At 69.5% G+C, this 19,645-nt stretch carries 15 protein-coding genes; 8 read left to right on the plus strand and 7 right to left on the minus strand.

Annotation, left to right across the window (positions count from 1 at the left end; translation table 11 throughout):
• Nucleotides 1–22: 22 nt before the first annotated feature.
• Nucleotides 23–781 (plus strand): 3-oxoadipate enol-lactonase, encoded by a 759-nt coding sequence (gene pcaD, locus ACYVIO_RS18390; RefSeq protein WP_460651997.1) that lies wholly within the window; start codon nt 23–25, stop codon nt 779–781.
• A 103-nt stretch (nt 782–884) separates the two neighbouring features.
• Entirely contained in the window at nt 885–2,816 is a 1,932-nt protein-coding gene (locus ACYVIO_RS18395; protein ID WP_460651998.1) for a TIGR03960 family B12-binding radical SAM protein, read from the plus strand.
• A 102-nt stretch (nt 2,817–2,918) separates the two neighbouring features.
• On the opposite strand, the gene ACYVIO_RS18400 is transcribed toward ACYVIO_RS18395, so the two are convergent.
• From ACYVIO_RS18400 to ACYVIO_RS18415, 4 genes are all read right to left on the minus strand, one after another.
• Nucleotides 2,919–4,283, minus strand: a complete 1,365-nt coding sequence (locus tag ACYVIO_RS18400; RefSeq protein WP_460651999.1) for an HAD-IA family hydrolase — start codon at nt 4,281–4,283, stop codon at nt 2,919–2,921.
• Between the two features lie 5 nt (nt 4,284–4,288).
• Entirely contained in the window at nt 4,289–5,617 is a 1,329-nt protein-coding gene (locus tag ACYVIO_RS18405) for a M28 family metallopeptidase (protein ID WP_460652000.1), read from the minus strand.
• Nucleotides 5,618–5,734: 117 nt separating this feature from the next.
• On the minus strand, nt 5,735–6,007 hold the full coding sequence (locus ACYVIO_RS18410) for a hypothetical protein (RefSeq protein WP_460652001.1): 273 nt from the start codon (nt 6,005–6,007) through the stop codon (nt 5,735–5,737).
• An 11-nt stretch (nt 6,008–6,018) separates the two neighbouring features.
• Nucleotides 6,019–8,349: a M43 family zinc metalloprotease gene (locus ACYVIO_RS18415; RefSeq protein WP_460652002.1), complete on the minus strand. Its 2,331-nt coding sequence runs from the start codon at nt 8,347–8,349 to the stop codon at nt 6,019–6,021.
• Between the two features lie 295 nt (nt 8,350–8,644).
• Here ACYVIO_RS18415 and ACYVIO_RS18420 point away from each other — a divergent pair, with 295 nt between their 5' ends.
• Nucleotides 8,645–9,193: a hypothetical protein gene (locus tag ACYVIO_RS18420; protein ID WP_460652003.1), complete on the plus strand. Its 549-nt coding sequence runs from the start codon at nt 8,645–8,647 to the stop codon at nt 9,191–9,193.
• Nucleotides 9,194–9,260: 67 nt separating this feature from the next.
• Here ACYVIO_RS18420 and ACYVIO_RS18425 read toward each other — a convergent pair whose 3' ends face one another.
• Nucleotides 9,261–10,244 carry a GNAT family N-acetyltransferase gene (locus tag ACYVIO_RS18425; RefSeq protein WP_460652004.1) on the minus strand — a complete coding sequence of 328 codons (984 nt, stop codon included), beginning with the start codon at nt 10,242–10,244 and terminating at the stop codon, nt 9,261–9,263.
• Nucleotides 10,245–10,361: 117 nt separating this feature from the next.
• Between ACYVIO_RS18425 and ACYVIO_RS18430 the strand changes: the two genes are divergently transcribed.
• A complete protein-coding gene (locus ACYVIO_RS18430) occupies nt 10,362–12,890 on the plus strand; it encodes a S8 family serine peptidase (RefSeq protein ID WP_460652005.1) in 2,529 nt (842 codons plus the stop codon).
• A gap of 124 nt (nt 12,891–13,014) precedes the next feature.
• Here ACYVIO_RS18430 and ACYVIO_RS18435 read toward each other — a convergent pair whose 3' ends face one another.
• Together ACYVIO_RS18435 and ACYVIO_RS18440 are read right to left on the minus strand one after the other, a co-directional pair.
• Nucleotides 13,015–13,893, minus strand: coding sequence for a prephenate dehydratase (locus ACYVIO_RS18435; protein ID WP_460652006.1), 879 nt, complete (start codon nt 13,891–13,893; stop codon nt 13,015–13,017).
• Between the two features lie 39 nt (nt 13,894–13,932).
• Nucleotides 13,933–14,736, minus strand: coding sequence for a lysophospholipid acyltransferase family protein (locus tag ACYVIO_RS18440; RefSeq protein WP_460652007.1), 804 nt, complete (start codon nt 14,734–14,736; stop codon nt 13,933–13,935).
• A 174-nt stretch (nt 14,737–14,910) separates the two neighbouring features.
• On the opposite strand from ACYVIO_RS18440, the gene ACYVIO_RS18445 reads away from it, so the two are divergent.
• From ACYVIO_RS18445 to ACYVIO_RS18460, 4 genes are all read left to right on the plus strand, one after another.
• Nucleotides 14,911–17,223: a M64 family metallopeptidase gene (locus ACYVIO_RS18445; protein ID WP_460652008.1), complete on the plus strand. Its 2,313-nt coding sequence runs from the start codon at nt 14,911–14,913 to the stop codon at nt 17,221–17,223.
• A gap of 140 nt (nt 17,224–17,363) precedes the next feature.
• Nucleotides 17,364–17,864, plus strand: coding sequence for an anthrone oxygenase family protein (locus ACYVIO_RS18450; protein ID WP_460652009.1), 501 nt, complete (start codon nt 17,364–17,366; stop codon nt 17,862–17,864).
• Between the two features lie 37 nt (nt 17,865–17,901).
• Nucleotides 17,902–18,483 (plus strand): TetR/AcrR family transcriptional regulator, encoded by a 582-nt coding sequence (locus ACYVIO_RS18455; protein WP_460652010.1) that lies wholly within the window; start codon nt 17,902–17,904, stop codon nt 18,481–18,483.
• 73 nt (nt 18,484–18,556) lie between these two features.
• Nucleotides 18,557–19,639 (plus strand): Gfo/Idh/MocA family protein, encoded by a 1,083-nt coding sequence (locus tag ACYVIO_RS18460; RefSeq protein WP_460652011.1) that lies wholly within the window; start codon nt 18,557–18,559, stop codon nt 19,637–19,639.
• The last annotated feature ends 6 nt before the right edge of the window (nt 19,640–19,645 follow it).

Below are 19,645 nucleotides of genomic sequence, written 5' to 3' on the forward strand. Positions count from 1 at the left end.
CACCGGCCCTAAGGTGACGAGCATGCGGCTCAACCACCAGACGACCGGCCCCGACGACGCGCCCGTAGTACTGCTGGCCTCGTCGCTCGGCACCAACCACGCGATGTGGGCGCCTCAGCTCGACGCCCTGTCCAAGAGTTTCCGGGTGGTCGCGTTCGACCACCGCGGCCACGGCGCGTCGGAGGCGCCGCCCGGCCCGTACACGATCGAGGACCTCGGCAGCGACGTCCTCGAGCTGCTCGACACGATCGGCGCCGAGCAGGCGTCGTACGTCGGTATCTCGCTCGGCGGCGCCGTCGGCCTCTGGCTCGCGCAGAACGCGCCCGACCGTTTCCACCGCTTCGCCCTGCTCTGCCCGCCGGTCAACCCTGCCGCGAACGCCCAGACCTGGACCGACCGCGCCGCGCAGGTCCGCAAGGAGGGCACCCAGGCGATCACCGAGGCGACCCTCGGCCGCTGGTTCCTCCCGCCGTACGCCGAAGCGCACGCCGAGGAGGTCGAGGTCGTCCGCCAGCAGCTCCTCAGTACGCCGGACGAGGGCTACGCCGCCTGCTGCGAAGCCCTCAGCACCCTCGACCTCACCCCGGGCCTCGCCGACATCACCGCCCCGGTCCTGATCATCACCGCTGAGCAGGACACCTCCATCCCACCGGAAACCGTCATCCCCCTCGCCCAGACCATCCCCGGCGCCCACCTGGAAATCCTCGACAACGCCGCCCACCTGGTCACCTACACCGACGCCGACCGCATCAACCCCCTCCTCCTCACCCACCTCAGTTGATCCGCTGCCTCCGGGCCGAGCGGGCCGGAGCCGGTGGATGCGGGTCCAGGGAGCACGCGGCGTTAGGCTGGTAGGCGCCCTGTCCTCGTACGGAAGTGTCCTGATGACTGTCGAGTCGTTGTTCCCCCGCCTGGAGCCGGTGTTGCCGGGTGTGCAGAAGCCGATCCAGTACGTCGGTGGTGAGCTGAACTCGGTCAGCAAGGACTGGGACGCCGTGACTGTGCGCTGGGCGCTGATGTACCCCGACGCCTACGAGGTCGCGCTGCCCAACCAAGGCGTGCAGATCCTGTACGAGGTGCTGAACGAGCGCGAGCACATCCTGGCGGAGCGGACCTACTCGGTCTGGCCGGACATGGAGGCCGTGATGCGGGAGCACCAGATCCCGCAGTTCACGCTCGACAGCCACCGGCCGGTGAAGGCGTTCGACGTGTTCGGGCTGTCGTTCTCGACCGAGCTCGGGTACACGAACATGCTGACCGCGCTCGACCTGGCCGGGATCCCGCTGTACGCCGTGGACCGGACCGAGGACGACCCGATCGTGCTGGCCGGCGGCCACGCCGCGTTCAACCCCGAACCGATCGCGGACTTCATCGACGCGGCGGTGCTCGGTGACGGCGAGGAGATCGTGCTCGCGATCTCCGAGGTGATCCGGGAGTGGAAGGACGAGGGCAAGCCCGGCGGCCGCGACGAGGTGCTGCTGCGGCTGGCGAAGTCCGGCGGCGTCTACATCCCCAAGTTCTTCACCGTCGAGTACCTGGCCGACGGCCGGATCCAGCGCGTCGCGCCGAACAAGCCAGGCGTTCCGTGGCGTACGGCGAAGCACACCGTGATGGACCTCGACGCCTGGCCGTACCCGAAGAAGCCGCTGGTCCCGCTGGCCGAGACCGTGCACGAGCGCTACTCCGTCGAGATCTTCCGCGGCTGCACGCGCGGCTGCCGGTTCTGCCAGGCCGGCATGATCACCCGCCCGGTCCGCGAGCGCAGCATCACCACGATCGGCGCCATGGTCGAGAACGGACTGAAGCAGTCCGGGTTCGAGGAGGTCGGGCTGCTCAGCCTGAGCTCGGCCGACCACAGTGAGATCGCCGAGGTGGCCAAGGGACTGGGCGACCAGTACGAGGGCAGCAACGTCTCGTTGTCGTTGCCTTCGACAAGGGTCGACGCGTTCAACATCACGCTGGCCAACGAGTTCTCCCGCAACGGCCGGCGCAGCGGTCTGACGTTCGCCCCCGAGGGCGGCTCGGACCGGATGCGCAAGGTCATCAACAAGATGGTCAGCGAGGAGGACCTGATCCGCACGGTTGCCGCGGCGTACAGCCACGGCTGGCGGCAGGTGAAGCTGTACTTCATGTGCGGTCTGCCGACCGAGACCGACGAGGACGTCCTGGCGATCGCGGACCTGGCCAAGCGCGTGATCGCGACCGGCCGCGAGGTCTCCGGGCGCAACGACATCCGCTGCACCGTCTCGATCGGCGGGTTCGTGCCGAAGCCGCACACCCCGTTCCAGTGGGCGTCGCAGCTCGGCGTCGAGGAGACCGACGCGCGGCTGGCGAAGCTCGGTGCCGCGATCCGGTCCGACCGCAAGTACGCGAAGGCGATCGGCTTCCGGTACCACGACGGCAAGCCCGGCATCATCGAAGGCCTGCTGTCCCGCGGCGACCGCCGCGTCGGCCGCATCATCGAGGCGGTCTGGCGCGACGGCGGCCGCTTCGACGGCTGGAGCGAGCACTTCTCGTACGAGCGCTGGCTGGACTGCGCCGACAAGGCGCTGGCCGACGAGCCGGTCGACCTGGCCTGGTTCACCACCCGCGAGCGCGAGTACGCCGAGGTGCTGCCCTGGGACCACCTGGACTCCGGTCTGGACCGCGACTGGCTCTGGGAGGACTGGCAGGACGCCCTCGAGGAGGACGGCGCGATCGAGGTCGAGGACTGCCGCTGGACCCCGTGCTTCGACTGCGGCGTCTGCCCGCAGATGGGCACCGAGATCCAGATCGGCCCCACGGGCAAGAAGCTCCTCCCGCTGTCAGTCGTCTGAACGGACCTTCACGTCCCCCTACGCCTTTCAAGTACCAACCCTCGATCGATGGTCGGTACTTGAAAGCTTGGCCGGGTCGCCGCCGTGAGCGCCTGTACGCCGTCAGCCGGCTGAGCCGACGGCGTACAGCGTTTCGCTGAGCGACTGCCCGGCGGCGCTGGCCAGGACGAGGCCGTCCATGGTCGTCGGATCGACGTACGGGTTGGGAATCCCCACGGTCTGCATCCCCGCAGCCGCCGCGGCGACGATGCCGTGCGGCGTGTCCTCGACAGCCAACGCCGCCTGCCCCGGCAGGCCAAGCCGCGACAGCGCGAGGTTGTAGACCGCCGGATCCGGCTTGTGCTCCTCGACCTCGTCACCAGTCGTCACGACGTCGAACAGCTCCAGCGCACCGACGCGTTCCAGATGCCCGACCACCCACGCCCGGGGCGAGCTGCTCGCAATCGCGACGCGAAGCCCCAACTCACTGGCCTCCAGCAACCAGTCGCGGATCCCCGGCCGGAAGTCCATCTCCGCGTGCATCCGATCGCGATGCGCCGTCCGCCGGGCATGGCTCGCGTCGCGATCGAAGTCGGGGACGAGCGCGGCCAGCCGCGCGTACCGGACCGTGCTGGTGTCCCCACCGTGCCCCGGCCAGAAGTCGTCCGCGAGGTCGAGCTCCAACCCGTGGTGCGCCCACTCGGCGACCCAGCTCTCGACCATCGTCGTCTCGGTGTCCATCAGCAGCCCGTCGAAGTCGAACACCACGGCCTCGACCTCGACACCGCCGAGCAGCCGCAGCCCGAGCCGGTGGATCTCGCGCGGAGTCAGCCCGCACGACGCGAGATAAGCCCGTACGCCGCCGTACCGCTGATCCACGTGGTCGAGCGCCGCGAGGATCGTCTCCGGCAGGGACCTCCACAAGACGCCTGCCGTCTCGCGCTCTCCATCGGGCAAAGAAGCAACCCGCTCCAGGATCCCCAGGTTCGCCTCGCTGACAGCGAAGTCCTCAGCGATCGTCTCCCGCGGCACGCCGGCCAGCTCCTGCAGCAACGCGACGAGCAGCCCGGTGCGGTCCTTGCCCGACTTGCAGTGCACCACCACGGCCGTGTCCAGCGGTACCGCGGCGATCGCGCGGTACGCCTGGAGGATCTGGCCGGTGTTCCGATCGAGGCTGCCGCGGTAGATGTCGGCCATCAGCGGCTCGTCCTCGGCGACCCGGCGCTTGTCCGCGACCGGGTCGATCCACGGGATCCGCTGGTACGACGGGTCGCCGTCGAGCGGGTGCGGCTCGATCATCTCCCAGTCCGAGCGCAGGTCGAGCACGAGACCCGCTTTCACCGCGTGGAACGCGGCCCAGCCCTCGTCGTCGAGCTGGTGCAGGGAGTCGGTCCGGACCAGCCCGGCGCGCGTCGTACCGCCGTACCGGGTGGGTAGGCCGGCCAGGTCGCGGGTGTTGAGGCATCCGTTCCAGCTAAGGTCCGTCACCCCGATTAGCTTATGACACCGCCTAGGGACTCGTACTCGCGCCAGCTGGTGCCGTCCCATGCCTTGTGATGCATCGCACGATCGGTCCCCACGACGAACACGTCGAGCAGACCGGGCCCGCGGGAGACCACCGAACCAGCTGGTCTCGGCCGCACGGCGATCGCCTCGATCTCGACCAGCCAACCCGCGAGCGCCGCGGCGTTCATCCGCAGGATCTCCTCGGCGAGCGGCCAGTTCAGCGTGCTCAACGTGTCGTTGGCCGAGTGGATGTTGCCGTTGGCGCTGTCCGCGCCCTCGATCGTCAGCAGCGCCGGCATCCCTCCGTTGATGAACGGGACGTGGTCGCTGGCGAACGGGTTGAACGAGGTTTCCACCTTCAGGCTCGTGTACGTCGCCGCGGCCGCGGTCAGATCGCTCATCTGCGTTGACGAGACGGCTGCGCCTTCGAGCAGGACGGTCGGCGTGGAGGTGTTCTTCGACGCGATCATGTCCATGTTGAGCACCGCCCGGACCCGCGCCCGCTCGGCAGGCGGCAGCGTGGCGACGTACTGCTTGCTGCCGTGCAGGCCCTGCTCCTCGCCGCCGAACAGGATCAGCCGTACGTCGTGTTGCCAGGTCCGCTTCGCTAGTACTCGCCCGAGCTCCAGTACGCCGGCTGAACCGCTGCCGTTGTCGTCGGCACCGGGTGCGGAGGACGCCGGGCCGCCGGCGTGGTTGATCGAGTCGAGGTGTGCGGTGATCAGCACGAGCCCGCGTGGGCCTGAGCCGGCGCCTTGTCGGTCGCCGATGAGGTTCTCCGAGTGGCCGGCACCAACGGTGATCGGCATCCGCGTCGTTGTGTAGCCGTGGGCAACCATCTTGGCGGCGGCGAAGTCGACCGCCTGGGTGAACGTGGCGCTGAGCGAGTGCCGGGTCGGCAGGTTCGCGAGCCAGGTGAGGTCGGCCTGGTACGCCGCGGGGGAGAGGTCGGCGAGCAGGTCGGCCGTGGTCCGCTCAACCCGTTGCGCCCCGAGGGGAGGGACGTCAACGACGACCCCGGGACGCAACGGTTCGACTCGCCAGTGGTGGTTGCTCCGCCGCCGAGGCTTGTCGGCAGCGGAGATCACCAACTGACGGCCGTGGTCGAGCAGGGGAACCACGTCCGGGTAGTCGTCCTGGAACGACCGCCCGACCTGCGTGACGAGCAGCAGCCCCGGCACGGTCCGCGAAGCCCGCCCGAGCCGCTGCGCGGCGGCACACCACAAGATCGTCCGATCACCGAACTGAGCCGCCCGCTGAGCATCCGCAGCTTCCACCGCCGGTACGACGAGATAACGCACGGGTGAGGTCGTCATGGTTCTCCTGCCGAGTCGATCCCGCCCGACGTGAACCGGGCGGGGTGGATGGGGGGAGGGGGAGGGTTGGCCGCCCCGAACGCCTGGCGCCTCCGGCGCCGGCGGAGCCCGTCCGGCTTACTGCCAAGCGAGTTCGAGGCGGTCGGCGGTTACGGTGACGACCAGGGCCGAGCCGGTGGCGCCGCGGGCTATGACGCCGGACGGTTCCCACTGGCCGAGGTGTTCCTCGGGGGCGTCGCCGCGGCCGATCAGGCGTTCGACGAAAGTGCCGTCGGGGCGGAACTCCACCCCCCGCCGGCCTCGGGCCGGCGGGAAGGCGAAGTCGTCGCGGCGGTAGACGGTGATCCCGTCGTGGTCCTCCTCGTAGGAGTGCGTCCACCGCCCGACCACGAGCTCGGGACTCAGGTCGGCACCACCTCTCCGATGGTTGCCTTGGGCATCATCGCCGGTGCGGCGCCCGGTGACGGCGCCGGCAGCGTGACCTTGAAGTCGCTGATGATCCCGCCGAGTGCCTCGTACCCGGTGGCCGACGGTCCCCAGGCGGTTCCGTCCCACCACTTGTGATAGAGCCCGCCGTCGGTCCCGACCACGAACACGTCCAGCCGGTCGCTGTCCCACGCCGTGACCCGCGGCTCGTCGACGCAGATCCCGCCGAGGTACTCGAAGCCCGACCACGTCGTACCGTCGTACCACTGGTGGTACAACGCCGAGTCGGTCCCGAGCACGAACACATCCAGCCGGTCCGGACCCCACGAGACCGCCGTCGGGGCGCTCGCGCAGATCCCGCCCAGCGACGCCCAGCCCGACCACGCCGTACCGTTCCAGGACTGGTGGTAGAGCGCCGAGTCGGTGCCGAGCACGAACAGGTCGAGCCGGTCCGGGCCCGACGAGACCACGGTCGGCGGGCTGGTGCAGATGCCGCCGAGGGACTCGAAGCCCGACCAGGCCGAGCCGTCCCACCACTTGTGCCAGACCGCGTTGTCGGTGCCGAGCACGAAGAGGTCGAGCCGGTCAGAACCCCACGAGACCACCTGCGGCGGGCTCATGCAGACGCCGCCGAGGTACTCGTAGCCGTTCCACGCCGAGCCGTCCCACCACTTGTGGTAGATCGCGCGGTCCGTGCCGAGCACGAACAGGTCGAGCCGGTCCGGTCCCCAGGTCGCGACTCGCGGCGGGCTCATGCAGATCCCACCGAGCGCCTCGTAGCCCGTGGCCGACGGCTGCCAGTTCGAGCCGTCCCACGCCTTGTGGTAGACGCCGTGGTCCGTTCCGAGGACGAACGCGTCCAGCCGGTCCGGTCCCCAGGACGCCACTTCCGGAGCACTCATGCAGACACCACCCATGTACTCGTACCCGCCGACCGACGGTCCCCAGGCCGATCCGTCCCACCACTTGTGGTACATCGCGCGGTCCGTGCCGAGCACGAACGCGTCCAGCCGGTCGCTGCTCCACGACACGACCGGTCCGGCCGGGACCGGTACACCGGACTCCTCCGACGTCGAGAAGAGGTCGGTCCGGACGGTGTCGAGACAGGCCTCCATCCGGGAGGCCTGGTCGTTGGTGAACATCACCATGCCGCGGTCGTCGGTGTAGTCCATGTAGTTCACCCACAGGTCGCCGTTCGGCCCGTTGCTGCAGGACAGCTTCGGGAACGCCGGTACGCCGAAGTTCGGGCCTCCCTGGTTCGGGGTGTCGGCGACCTCGTCGCTGCCGGAGCAGCCCGAGCCGTCGTCGCCCCAGATGTGGAACAGGTTCAGGTAGTGGCCGATCTCGTGCGTGGTGGTCCGGCCCAGGTCGAACGGCGCGGCCGCCGTACCGGTGGTGCCGAACCCGCTGTGCAGGATGACGACGCCGTCGGTCTCGGCCGGTCCGCCCGGGAACTGGGCGTAGCCGAGCAGGCCGCCGCCGAGCTGCGCGACCCAGACGTTCAGGTAGCGGTCGGTCGGCCACGGGTCGACGCCGCCGGTCGCGGAGGACTTGATCTGGTCGTCGTGCGTGAACGAGGTCTTGCTCGTCTGGGTCCGGGTGACGCCGGTGGTCGCGTTGCCGTCCGGGTCCTCGGTGGCGAGGAAGAACTCGATCCGCGAGTCGGCGACCAGCCCGGTGAACGGCGCCGGGACGACCGCGAGATCGGTATTGGCGGCGCGGAAGTCGCGGTTCAGTACGTCGATCTGGCTGTCGATCTGCGCCTGCGAGACGTTCTGCACGGCCGTGTTCCACACGACGTGGACGACGACCGGGATCTTCGCGACGCCGGCAAAACGGTGCTGGCGGGCCACGTACTGCGTCGTCGCGTTCTCCAGAGCCGACCGTGCGGCGGCGTACGCCGGGTCGCTGGACAGCAGCCGCCGGTGGACGTCCATCACCCCACAGTTGCGCCTGGCCGGCCGCTCGACGTCACCCCCGGAGCCGTTGGTGTCTCCGCCCGCTCCGGACGGTCCACCGGACATCCCACCCGGCATCCCGCCTCCGCCAGGCGCTCCCGCACTACCCGGGCCGGAGGCCCCAGGCATGCCGGAGCCGCTGCCGCCCGATCCGCCCGGCATCCCGCCCGCGCCGGAGGCGCTGGGCGTGGCGGGCGCGCCCATCCCACCCGATCCACTCGCGCCGGGCATGCTGATCCGCGGCGCCTCGGTGGTTCCGTTCGACTGTGGTTCGCCGGGCATGCCCGGCATCCCGTCGGGATCCGTACCGTGGATCTTGTCCGCTCTCCCGTTGGCCTTTCTCGGCATTGCTCCCCCTAGGTGCACAGGGGCGACGAGCAGGACGGAACCCGCGGCGACGCACCCCGAGTACGCACCGAACGGTCCCGGACCGAGACGCTTCCCAGATCCCCCAGACCCACGTTTCAGCTGAAGACGGACTCTTCCCGTCTTCCCCCACGAACAGGCTGCCCCCAAGCGACTGCTCGTTCTCACCATGCGACGGTACGTCCGTACAGTGCAAGACCTCAGCCCCTGGCAACCAGATTCACCGAAAACCCAGCAAACGTTGGAGAATTGCTTGAAACCTCAAGGGGGAGGCTCGATGCGCCGAGAACTGTCCGTCCCGTTCGAGACCCGCGGCGAACGCGGCCTGGCCAACGTCCGCGTGCTCGCCAACGACGACCCGTGGGCGTCGGGCCACCAGCTGATCGTGCCCGACCTCGACGCCGAGACGTTCCGCGGCTTCCCGATCTGTACGGCGACCTTGCGCTACCACGGCCAGGGCCTGAACGCGGTCATGGGCTGGATCCAGGTGGTCGCCCGCAGCTTCGACGGCTACACCACGGTCGACGTCCTGCCGTACTTCGCCGGCGCCGCGCCGTTCTCGTCGTACGGGCATCTGCCGACGTTCTTCGACGCTCCCGCCAACCCGGACCACCCGGACGGTGTCTGGACCGCGACCACGTTCCTGACCGTCGTCCCCGATGTGATCCGCACGCGTGAGGTCGTTCCGATCGCTGCCTTCACCTGGGGCTATCGGCTGGTCGGCGGTCATCCGTCGACCCTCGATCCGGAACGCCGGGACCACACGAACTGGTCCGGCCACCGCGCCGTGCTGGAACGCGACTACCCGGCGTGGACCTTCAGCTGAGCCGGTGGCAGGACAGGGAGAGGTTGGAGGGAGGAAGACTTGGAGTGACGGGGAGAAGTGGGCGGGGCTAGAGCTCCAACTCCAGGGCGACCCGGTGGTCGCTGGCGCGGAAGCCGAGCTTGGCGTTGACCGCGATCATCGGTGCGTTCTCCGGCGCGTTCCAGGTGTGCAGCACCGCCGGGTGATCCAGCTCCGCCTGCAGCGACCGCAGGTTCGGGATCTTCACCGCGATCCCCAGTCCCCGCCCCCGATGCTCCGGCCGGACGAACGTGTCGTACTGGTACAGCCGCTCCGGCACCGCCCGGTTCCCACCCATCTGCGTGTACGCCGCCAAGCGCCCGTCGGCATCGACCGCGACCGTCGTGTGGGTGAACCGCCCCTGCTCGACCCGTCGCGTCTCCCGCGCGATCAACCGCTCAGGCGTCCACACCTGGAGCTCCACCGATCGATCCCCGTGCGGCACGTCCCGGCTCATCACGGTGTACGCGTCGGCGAACTCGCCCAGCCACTCGTCCGGCGTCCGATCTCCCCACTGCACCAGCTCGTACCCCGGCACGACGCGATCGAGCGCGTCGACCACCGTGTCGTCCATCGGCAGCTCGATCACCTGGTGCAGCTCGGTGTGCTTCTGCACGAACCCGCGCGCCTCGGCGAACGCCGTACCGGAGCTGGTCCCGTCCGGCGAAGCGATCACCGAAGTGGTCAGCAGCGTCCGGCCGTCGGCCTTCGCCCGCGCCGCGACCTCGTCGAGCAACCGCGTCGCGACCCCCTGGCGACGAAACCGCGGATCGACCGCGATCTCGACGTCGATCGCGTGGGTGTTCTCGGTCAGCCACCAGTCCAGCCAGGCCATGCCGAGCCACGTGTCCCCGTCGACCAGGCCGAGCCCGTTCGAGCGTTCGTCGGGATCGTTGCCGGTGAACAGGCCGCGCGTCTCCTCCTGCCCGAGCCCGACCGGGAACTCCTGCTCGGCCCGGCGGACGTCGTCGCGGACCTTGAAGAACTTCTCGAACTCGACCGGGTCGTGCCCGTCCACCTCGACGATCTGCATGCCCAGACCCTAGGGCCCGTACGCCGTCGCCCGCGCGGCAATTTCCACCGGCCGCGAAACGTTCGCCGCCCGAGCCGGACATGTAGGGGGTGAAGCCCGACGACGAAGGAGCAGCGCGTGCGCAAACGACGATGGACGACCACCTTGCTGGCCACGGCTCTGGTGCTGACCCTGGTGCCGATCAGCCAGGCCTCCGCCGAGCAGCTCGACGAGACCGGCGCGAAGGACCGGACCGTCACCTTGATCACCGGCGACAAGGTCGTCCTCAAGGGCGGTGACCAGCTCTCCGTCGTACGGACCACCGGTCGCGAGAAGGTCGGCTTCGAGGTCCGCAAGACCGCCGACGAGTGGACCGTCATCCCGTCGGACGTCCGCGCCGCCGTCGAGTCCGGCAAGCTCGATCGCCGGCTGTTCGACCTCGCCCTGCTCCTGCGTGACGGGTACGACGACAACGCGCGCGCCGACATCCCGCTGATCGTCACCGGCGGCGCCGTGCAGTCCCGGCAGGCGACCAAAGCCCTGAAGTCCGGTACGGCGCTGTCGGTGCCGAAGGAAACCGCGGCGGCCCTCTTTCAACAACTCAGCCTCAAGGATCTCGGCCGCCAAAGCACCCGGAGCACCAGCACCAAGGTCTGGCTCGACGGCAAGCTGCGCCCGTCGCTCGACCACAGCGTCCCGCAGATCGGCGCCCCGGCCGCCTGGCAGGCCGGCTACACCGGCAAGGGCGTCACCGTCGCCGTACTCGACAGCGGCATCGACGCGACCCACCCGGACCTGACCGGTCAGGTCGTCGCGACCAAGAACTTCACCGCTGACCCGGCCGCCGACGCGGTCGGCCACGGTACGCACGTCGCCTCGACGATCGCGGGCAAGGGCGCCGACGGTTACAAGGGCGTCGCGCCGGACGCCAAGCTGCTCGACGGCAAGGTCTGCGACGACTTCGGCGGTTGCGCCGAGTCCGACGTCATGGCCGGCATCGACTGGGCCGTCGGGCAGAAGGCGAAGGTCGTCAACCTCAGCCTCGGCGGTTCGAGCGCTGAAGGTGGACCGCTCGACCAGGCCGTCGACCGCTGGTCCCGCGAGACCGGCACGCTCTTCGTCGTTGCTGCAGGCAACAATGGTCGCGAGGTCGAGTCACCCGGTACGGCGGCGTCGGCGCTGACCGTCGGCGCGGTCGACCGCGACGAGAACCTGGCGGACTTCTCCGCGCCCGGCCCGGTCAGCGGCGGCGCGATCAAGCCGGACGTGACCGCTCCCGGTGTCGGCATCGTCGCCGCGAAGTCCTCGGCGTCGCACCCGGAGGAGCCGGTCGGCGACAAGTACGCGCGGATGTCCGGTACGTCGATGGCGACCCCGCACGTGGCCGGAGCCGCGGCGCTGCTCGCGCAGCAGCACGCCGGCTGGAAGGCGGCCGAGCTGAAGGCCGCGCTCACGTCGACCGCGAAGGCGAATCCCGCGCTCACGCCGTACCAGCAAGGCTCTGGGCGCGTGGATGTCGCGCGGGCGGTCCAGCAGACGGTGGTCGCGACGACGTCGAGCGTTTCGTTCGGCACGGCGCAGTGGCCGCATGCGGACGACAAGCCGGTGAGCAAGGAGGTCGGCTTCAAGAACTTCGGCAGCGCGGCGGTCACTCTGGATCTCAAGGGCTCGCTGAAGAAGGGCGATGCAGCGGGCGTGCTGAAGCTGAGCGCCGATCGGCTGACCGTGCCGGCAGGTGGGACTGCGTCGGTGCAGGTCACGTCCGACACCACGCACACCGGTCCGGACGGGCTCTACACCGGCCAACTGACGGCGACCGTCGGGAGTCAGCAGGTTGCGGTCCCGCTGGTCGCCGACAAGGAGGTCGAGAGCTACGACGTCGCCGTCACCGTGCTCGGCGCGGACGGCAAGCCGGCGCCGGCCGATCGGACCTACGTCGGGTTCACGAACCTGGACACGCTCGAGTCCAGCGATCCCGGGCGCGTTGCCAAGGGCAAGTACGGCCTCGACGTCACGGCGTTCGGGCCGAACGGTGAGCACTACCGGATGATCCAGCCCGAGGTCACGATCAGCCGCGACGCCAAGCTGACCGTCGACCTGCGCAAGGCGAAGCCGGTCAAGCTCACCGTGCCGAGAGCCGATGCGGGCACGTTCGTCGTCTTCTTCGGGTACGAGCTGACGAACAAGGCGGGCGACAAGGCGCTGACGTTCAACTTCCAGCCCGAGGGCGAGAAGCTCTTCCTCGGCCGGATGGGCCGCCCGGCCTCCGGTGACCGGTTCCAGAGCTTCGTCGCGTCGTACGTCGGCAAGCTCGCCGCGGACGGCACGCTGACGGACACGCCGTACGTCTACGGGCTGGTCGACGTACGCCGCGGCCAGTTCTTCGACGGACTCCAGCGCCGGATCTTCACCGACCGCCAACTCGCCCACGTCGTTGCCCAGTACAAGGGTTCGGGGGAGTCGGACTGGGCGCTCGTCGGCCGTCGACCCGGCGTCGAGACCTTCCCGATCGCCGCGTCGATCAAGCTCCCGGGCAAGGTCGACCAGTACCTGGAGCCCCGGACCGACTGGCAGCAGATGCTCGGCGAGGTCCAGAACAAGCCCCGCCAGTACAAGGCCGGTACGACGACGTACGAGACCCTCACCACCCCACCTCACTCCCGCTGACCCCATTTGATGGGTTAACCCACGAGGTGCACCGTTGGACCATCGAAATTCAGTGGTCCAACGGTGCATTTGAGGGGTTAACCCATCAAATGCACTCGGGCCGGGGGAGGGGAGGGGGTTGTTGCTAGTGGTGAGGTCGCAGGGCCCGGTTGGCGGCGGGTTCTGCGATCTGGGCGCGGAAGGGGTGGGCGGGGTAGACGCCGAGCAGGCGGACCTCGACCGAGAAGAAGGCGAGCTCCTCCAGGGCGAGGGCGAGGTTCGGGTCCTCGGGGTGGCCCTCGACGTCGGCGTAGAACTGGGTGGCGAAGAACGTGCCGCCGAGCTGGTAGCTCTCCAGCTTGGTCATGTTGACGCCGTTGGTGGCGAACCCGCCGAGCGCCTTGTACAGCGCGGCCGACACGTTGCGGACCCGGTAGATGAAGCTGGTGATCACCGGGCCGGAGCCGACCGGCGGGACCTCCGGCTCGCGGGACAGGACCAGGAAGCGGGTCGTGTTGTGGTGCTCGTCCTCGACGTCCGAGGCGAGCACGTCCAGCCGGTACAGGCCGGCCGCGGCCCGCGGCGACAGCGCGGCGACGGTCGGGTCACCGAGCTCGGCGACCTCACGAGCGGCGCCCGCGGTGTCGTCGGCGACGACCGTCGACCAGCCGTGCTCGCGGATGATCTTGCGGCACTGCCCGAGCGCGTGGACGTGGCTGCGCACGGTGGTGATCGAGTCCAGCGTCGCGCCGGGCGCGGCCATCAGCTGGAAGTGGATCGGCAGGAAGTGCTCGCCGATGATGTGCAGCCCGGACTCCGGCAGCAGGTGGTGGATGTCGGCCACCCGCCCGGCGATCGAGTTGTCCACCGGGATCATCGCCAGCCCGGCACGCCCGGTGCTGACCGCCTCCAGCGCGTCCTCGAACGTGGTGCAGGGCAACTGCTCGCGCTCGGGGAACATCTCGGTGCACGCCATCGCCGAGTTGGCGCCTGGCTCACCCTGATAAGCGATCGGTCCGTCCACGATGTCCCAGGCTACGCCTAGCACATCTCAGTCTGCGGATCAGGTGTCCGACTTGCGGACCTTCTTCGGTGCGCCGGTGGTCGCCCGGCCCTCGAGCGTCTTGGCCTTGGTGGCGTACATGTCGACGTACTCCTGGCCGGACAGCTCCATGATCTTGTACATGATCTCGTCGGTGACCGCGCGCAGGATCAGCCGGTCGCCCTCCATCCCGTCGTACCGGGAGAAGTCCAGCGGTTCGCCGAACTTGACCGTCGGGGGCGCCAGGGACGCGACCACCTTGCCGGGCGGCGCGACCACGTCGGTGCCGATCACGCCGACCGGGATCACCGGGACCTTGGCCTCCAGAGCCAGCCGGGCGACGCCGGTGCGGCCCTTGTAGAGGCGGCCGTCGTGCGACCGGGTGCCCTCGGGGTAGATGCCGAACAGCTCGCCGCGCTCCAGCACCTTCATGCCGGCCCGGATCGCGCCTTCGGAGGCCGAGCCCCCGGAGCGGTCGATCGGGACCTGACCGGTGCCCTTGAAGAAGCCGCGCTGGAACCGGCCCTTGATCCCGGCGCCGGTGAAGTAGTCGGACTTCGCCACGAACGTGATCCGGCGGCGGACCGCCAGCGGCATGAAGATCCAGTCCGCGTACGACAGGTGGTTGCTGGCGATGATCGCCGCGCCCAGGTCCGGGATGTTCTCGGCGCCCTCGATCTTGGGCCGGAAGATCCGCTTGACCGGAGGACCGAGCACGACGTTCTTCAGGACCCAGTAGATGCCCTTGCCGTCACCGTCGCCAGTGTCGTCGACCTGCTGGTCGCGGTCCGGTTCGGGCCGCGGCGACTGTGCCGGTTGTGTCATCGATGTCCTCTCCTCACGATCCCCGAGCCCTCATGATGCCGTACGCCGAGTAAAGATGCGGTACGGCGGCGGCGCGCGGCAAACCGCTGACAAGAAGCCCCCATCGTTCGTAGGCTTCTCACGGCGGGCTCCGGACGAGCCGCACGGGGACGCCCAAGCAGGAGGGCCGCAGTTGTGAGGACTGGATTCAGGGCGCGCCGGCTGACGGCGGTGGTCGGGGTTGCCGCGGCGGTCTTCGCCGGCCTGCCACTCGCCGCCGCCGCGTCGGCCGAGGACAAGACCGACCTGGGCGTGCAGGCCGCGCCCGAGGCCAAGGTGGTGCCGCTCCAGGTCACCGGGCCCGCCGCGTCCCGCTTCAACCTGGTCGTGATGGGCGACGGCTACACCGCCGCCGAGCTGCCGAAGTTCCGGGAGCAGGTCGACAAGCACCTGAACATCCTGTGGAGCATCGAGCCGTTCAAGTCGTACCGGAACTACCTGAACGTCTACGCGATCGAGATCCCGTCGCCGCAGAGCGGCGTCGACTGCGATCCCGACCTGACCTCGCCGAAGGTCGACACCCCGCTGCAGATGGGCTTCTGGGGCGGCTGCAACGCGGCCAGCGTCCAGCGCCTGCTGACGGTCAGCTCGAGCGCCGCCGCGTCGTACGCGGACCTGGTCGGTGGGACCACCTCGACCAACCGGCAGATCCTTGCCATCGGCAACAGCGACACGTACGGCGGCGCCGGCGGCAGCTACGCGACCGCGTCCGGCGGCAACGCGCTGTCCGCGCTGATCACCCCGCACGAGCTCGGCCACTCGCTCGGCGGGCTGCAGGACGAGTACGACTACTACGCCCGCGGCGACCGCGGCGAGCCGTACGTCGGCCCGGAGCCCAGCTCGATCCACCACACGCTGCTGACCGAGCAGCAGATGCTGGCCGAGCAGAAGAAGTGGTGGCGCTGGCTCGGCGACGACAGCCTGAGCGGCGGCAAGATCGGGCGCTTCGAGGCCGGCCAGTACGCCGGGTCGGGGATCTGGCGGCCGAGCAAGCACTCGATGATGAAGGTGCTCGGGTACTACTTCGACCAGGTCTCCCGGGAGCGGATGACGCAGCGGATCTCGTCCCGCGCGACGCTCTTCCAGGCCAGTACGCCGGCCGGCACGGTCGCCGGCGACCAGGTCGTCTGGCTGCAGACCCTGCACCCGGCCAGCCACGAGCTCGACGTCACGTGGACGCTCGACGGCATCGAACTGGAGACCGACAACGCGCGGTTCCTGGATCTGGCGAACCTGGATCTCGCGGACGGCGCGCACACGCTGACCGCGAAGATCGTCGACCCGACCGACTTCGTGCGGGACCCCGCCGTACGGGCGTCGTCCGCGCTGACTGCGACGCGCACGTGGACGGTCGACACCACCAAATCTGTCGTTGGCTCCTCCGGTGATCACACTTTTACGACCTCTACTGCCACGGATCACCCGGTCAACGCCGACGAGGTCGTGTACGTCGAGACCACCCAGTCCGACACCGACCAGCCCGGCGTCAGCTGGCAGTTCGACGGCGAAGACGTGCCGAATCCGGGCAACGACCGCGACTTCGACCTGTCCGCGCTGCACCTGACCGGCCGGCACACGCTGACCGCGACCGTCGGCACGTCCACGCTGAGCTGGACCGTCGACGGCGTCCAGGCCGAGGTCGCCTCGACGCTGTCGAAGCCGCTGCTCACCGTGCAGAAGCCGACCGGCCCGGAGTACGTCTACAACGACGCGTTCACGATGAAGCTCGCCGCGACCGACGACAGCCCCGGGTACGTCGTGCCGGAGTTCCGCGTCGACGGCGACGGTTGGTACAACTACTACGGCTGGCCGACCGACGCGAACGCGCCGTTCAAGTTCACCGCCGAGGGCACCGAGATCGACCAGCTGGTCTACGGCAAGCTCGGCGTACCGCGGGTGGTGCCGTGGGACGACGTCCCGTCCGGCTACGGGCGGCACCAGGTCGAGTACCGCGCGATCGATGCCTCCGGCAACATCGGGATCGCGCAACGGTTTGCCGTCACGTTGTTGCGGCCGGCCCCTGCGTGCACGAGCACCATCACCGGCGTACGCAACGGCCCGCTGACGGTGTCGAGCGGCGTGACCTGCTTGAAGGGGGCAACGATCAACGGCCCGGTCAGCATCGGGGCCGGGGCCTCGTTGGTTGCCACGGACACCAAGATCTCGGGCCCGGTCCGCGGAGCTCGGGCAGCTCAGATCCACCTGCTCCGTACGACGGTCAACGGCCCGGTCTCGCTGGAGGCGATCACCGGCGCCGCGGTCGTCGTTGGCAGCACCGTCAGCGGTCCGGTCTCCGTGACGGGCGCGCGGACCGCTGAGCCCGTCGTACTGGCCGGCAACACGGTCAACGGTCCGCTCGCCTGCTCCGGCAACGCGGCGGCGCCGAGCAACCTGCAGGCGCCGAACAAGGTCGCCGGCCCACGCTCGGGGCAGTGCGCGACGCTCTGACGGAGTCGATCGCGTGGTCGGCCGGACCGTCGCGTTCGCCTCACGGCGAGCCCGCGCGGCCGGCCACATGACAGGTCCGTGGCAGCCCCGCACCGGTACGTTGCCGGTGCGGGGCTGACTGTCGGGCTTGGGAGGGCTGGATGAACGGACTACGGGTGGCATCGCTGATGGCGGCCACCATCACCACCGGGCTGGTCGCGGGCGTGTTCGGGATCTACGCGAACGCGATCATGCCGGGCCTGGCGACGACCGACGACAAAACCTTCGTCGGCGCCTTCCAGGCGATGGACCGGGCGATCATCAACCCGATCTTCCTTGGGCTCGGCTTCGTCGGGGCGCTGCTGCTCACGCTGCTGACCGGCGTACTGCACCTGAAGGAGAAGGCGTTCCCGTGGATCGCCGTCGCCTTCGTGCTCTACCTGATCACCGTCGTCGTCACGATCGCCGTGAACGTCCCGATGAACGACGCCCTCAAGGCTGCCGGCGACCCGAACACCATCGACGTCGCCGCCGCCCGGGCCGCCTTCGACGAGGCCCGCTGGCGCTCGTTCAACCTGCTCCGCGTCGCGCTCAACACCGTGGCCTTCGGCCTGCTCGCCTGGGCCCTCTACCTGAGCGGCCGGTCCGCGGCCCAGCCTTAACTGGAACGCACGTTCCAGATGGCCTAGGCTGGCCTGCATGGCGCGAGTCCGGGAGTTCGACACCACGGCCGCGGTGGAGGCGGCGATGGCCGCTTTCCGCCGGACCGGGTTCGCCGGGACCTCGATCCAGGACCTGGTCGACGCCACCGGCGTCGGGCGGGGTTCCCTGTACGCCGCCTTCGGCAGCAAGGAAGGGCTGTACCTGGCCGCCGTCGACCTCTACCGCGAGCAGTACGCCGTACCGCTGGCCGCACTGCTCGCCAGTGGCGCTCCGCCGCGCGAGCTGATCCGCGAGGTGATGATCGACGTGATCGACCACGTCCTCGGCGACGGTCAGCGGGAGGCCTGCCTGATCGTCAGCGGCGCGAGCGAGCGGGCGCGCCACGACCCGGCCGTCGCGGACCGGCTCAAGGAGACCATCCAGTCGCTGGAGAACGCGTTCTTCGAGCTGATCGTCCACGCACGGTCCTCCGGGGACCTCCCGGACGGGCGGCCGGCCCTGGATGTCGCCCGCTTCCTGGTGCTGACGCTGCAGGGCCTGCGGGTCGTCGGCGCGGTGACGCCGGACCGGGCCTCACTGACCGCGTCGGTCGAGCTGGCGCTCGGCGTACTGGACTGAACTTCTCGACATCCATTCCGTGGGTGACGAGTGCGCTGAATCTGGAATGAACGTTCAAGATAAGGATGAGTGGATGAGTCGAATCGGTGTCGGTGTGATCGGTGCGAGCCTGCGCGGCTGGGCGGCAATGAGCCATCTGCCCGCGCTGCGAGCGCTGGACAGCTACGAGCTCCGCGCGGTGAGTACGACGCGGCTGGAGTCCGCCGAAGCGACCGCGCGGGAGTACGGCGTACCGGCGGCGTACGACAACTACCAGGAGCTGATCGACGATCCCGGTGTGGAGCTGGTCGTGGTGACGGTCAAGGTGCCTGATCACCGGGAGCCGGCCGAGGCGGCGCTGGACGCGGGCAAGGCGCTGTTCGTCGAGTGGCCGCTCGGGGTGGATCTCGCGGAAGCCGAAGGACTCGCCAAGCTGGCCGAGGCCGCCGGCGTGCGGACGGTCATCGGTCTGCAGGGGCGTTGGGCGCCGGAGATCGCGTACCTGCGCGACCTCGTCAGTGACGGGTACGTCGGTCGAGTGCTCGGTACTTCACTGGTCGGATCGGCCGCCTTCTGGACGCCGGAATTCCAACAGGAGCAGGGATATCTCTTCGACAAGGCCAACGGCGCGACGCTGTTGACGGTGACCGGGCTGCACGCGCTCGACCTGCTGGAGCACACGCTCGGCGAGCTGACCGAGGTGTTCGCGCAGACGACCATCAATCACGGCGACCTCCGGCTGGCCGACGGTACGGCGGTCACGGCGCCCGACCAGGTCGCGCTGATCGGGAGGCTGGCGGGCGGCGCTCCCGTGTCGGTCTTCTACCGGGGTGGGATCTCCCGCGGCGACAACCTGCGCTGGGAGATCAACGGGACGGACGGGGACCTGGTGGTGACCGCGGCGCACGGCAATCTCCAGACCGCCGATCTCGTGCTGGAAGGAGCTCGCGGCGCCGACTCCGCGGTGAAGCGGCTCGAGGTGCCTGATCGCTACCTGCTGCCTGGTGCGCCGGCTGGTCCTGCGGGCAATCTCGTCCACCTCTACGCCGCTGTGGCGGAGGACATCAGGGCCGGGGTCGCGACCGTGCCCGGTCTCGGGCACGCCGTACGGCGTCACCGGCTGATCGAGGCGCTCGAAACGGCCGACCGGACCGGCGTACGGCAGCTTCTGGGGTGACCGCTG

The organism is Kribbella endophytica, from assembly GCF_054781295.1.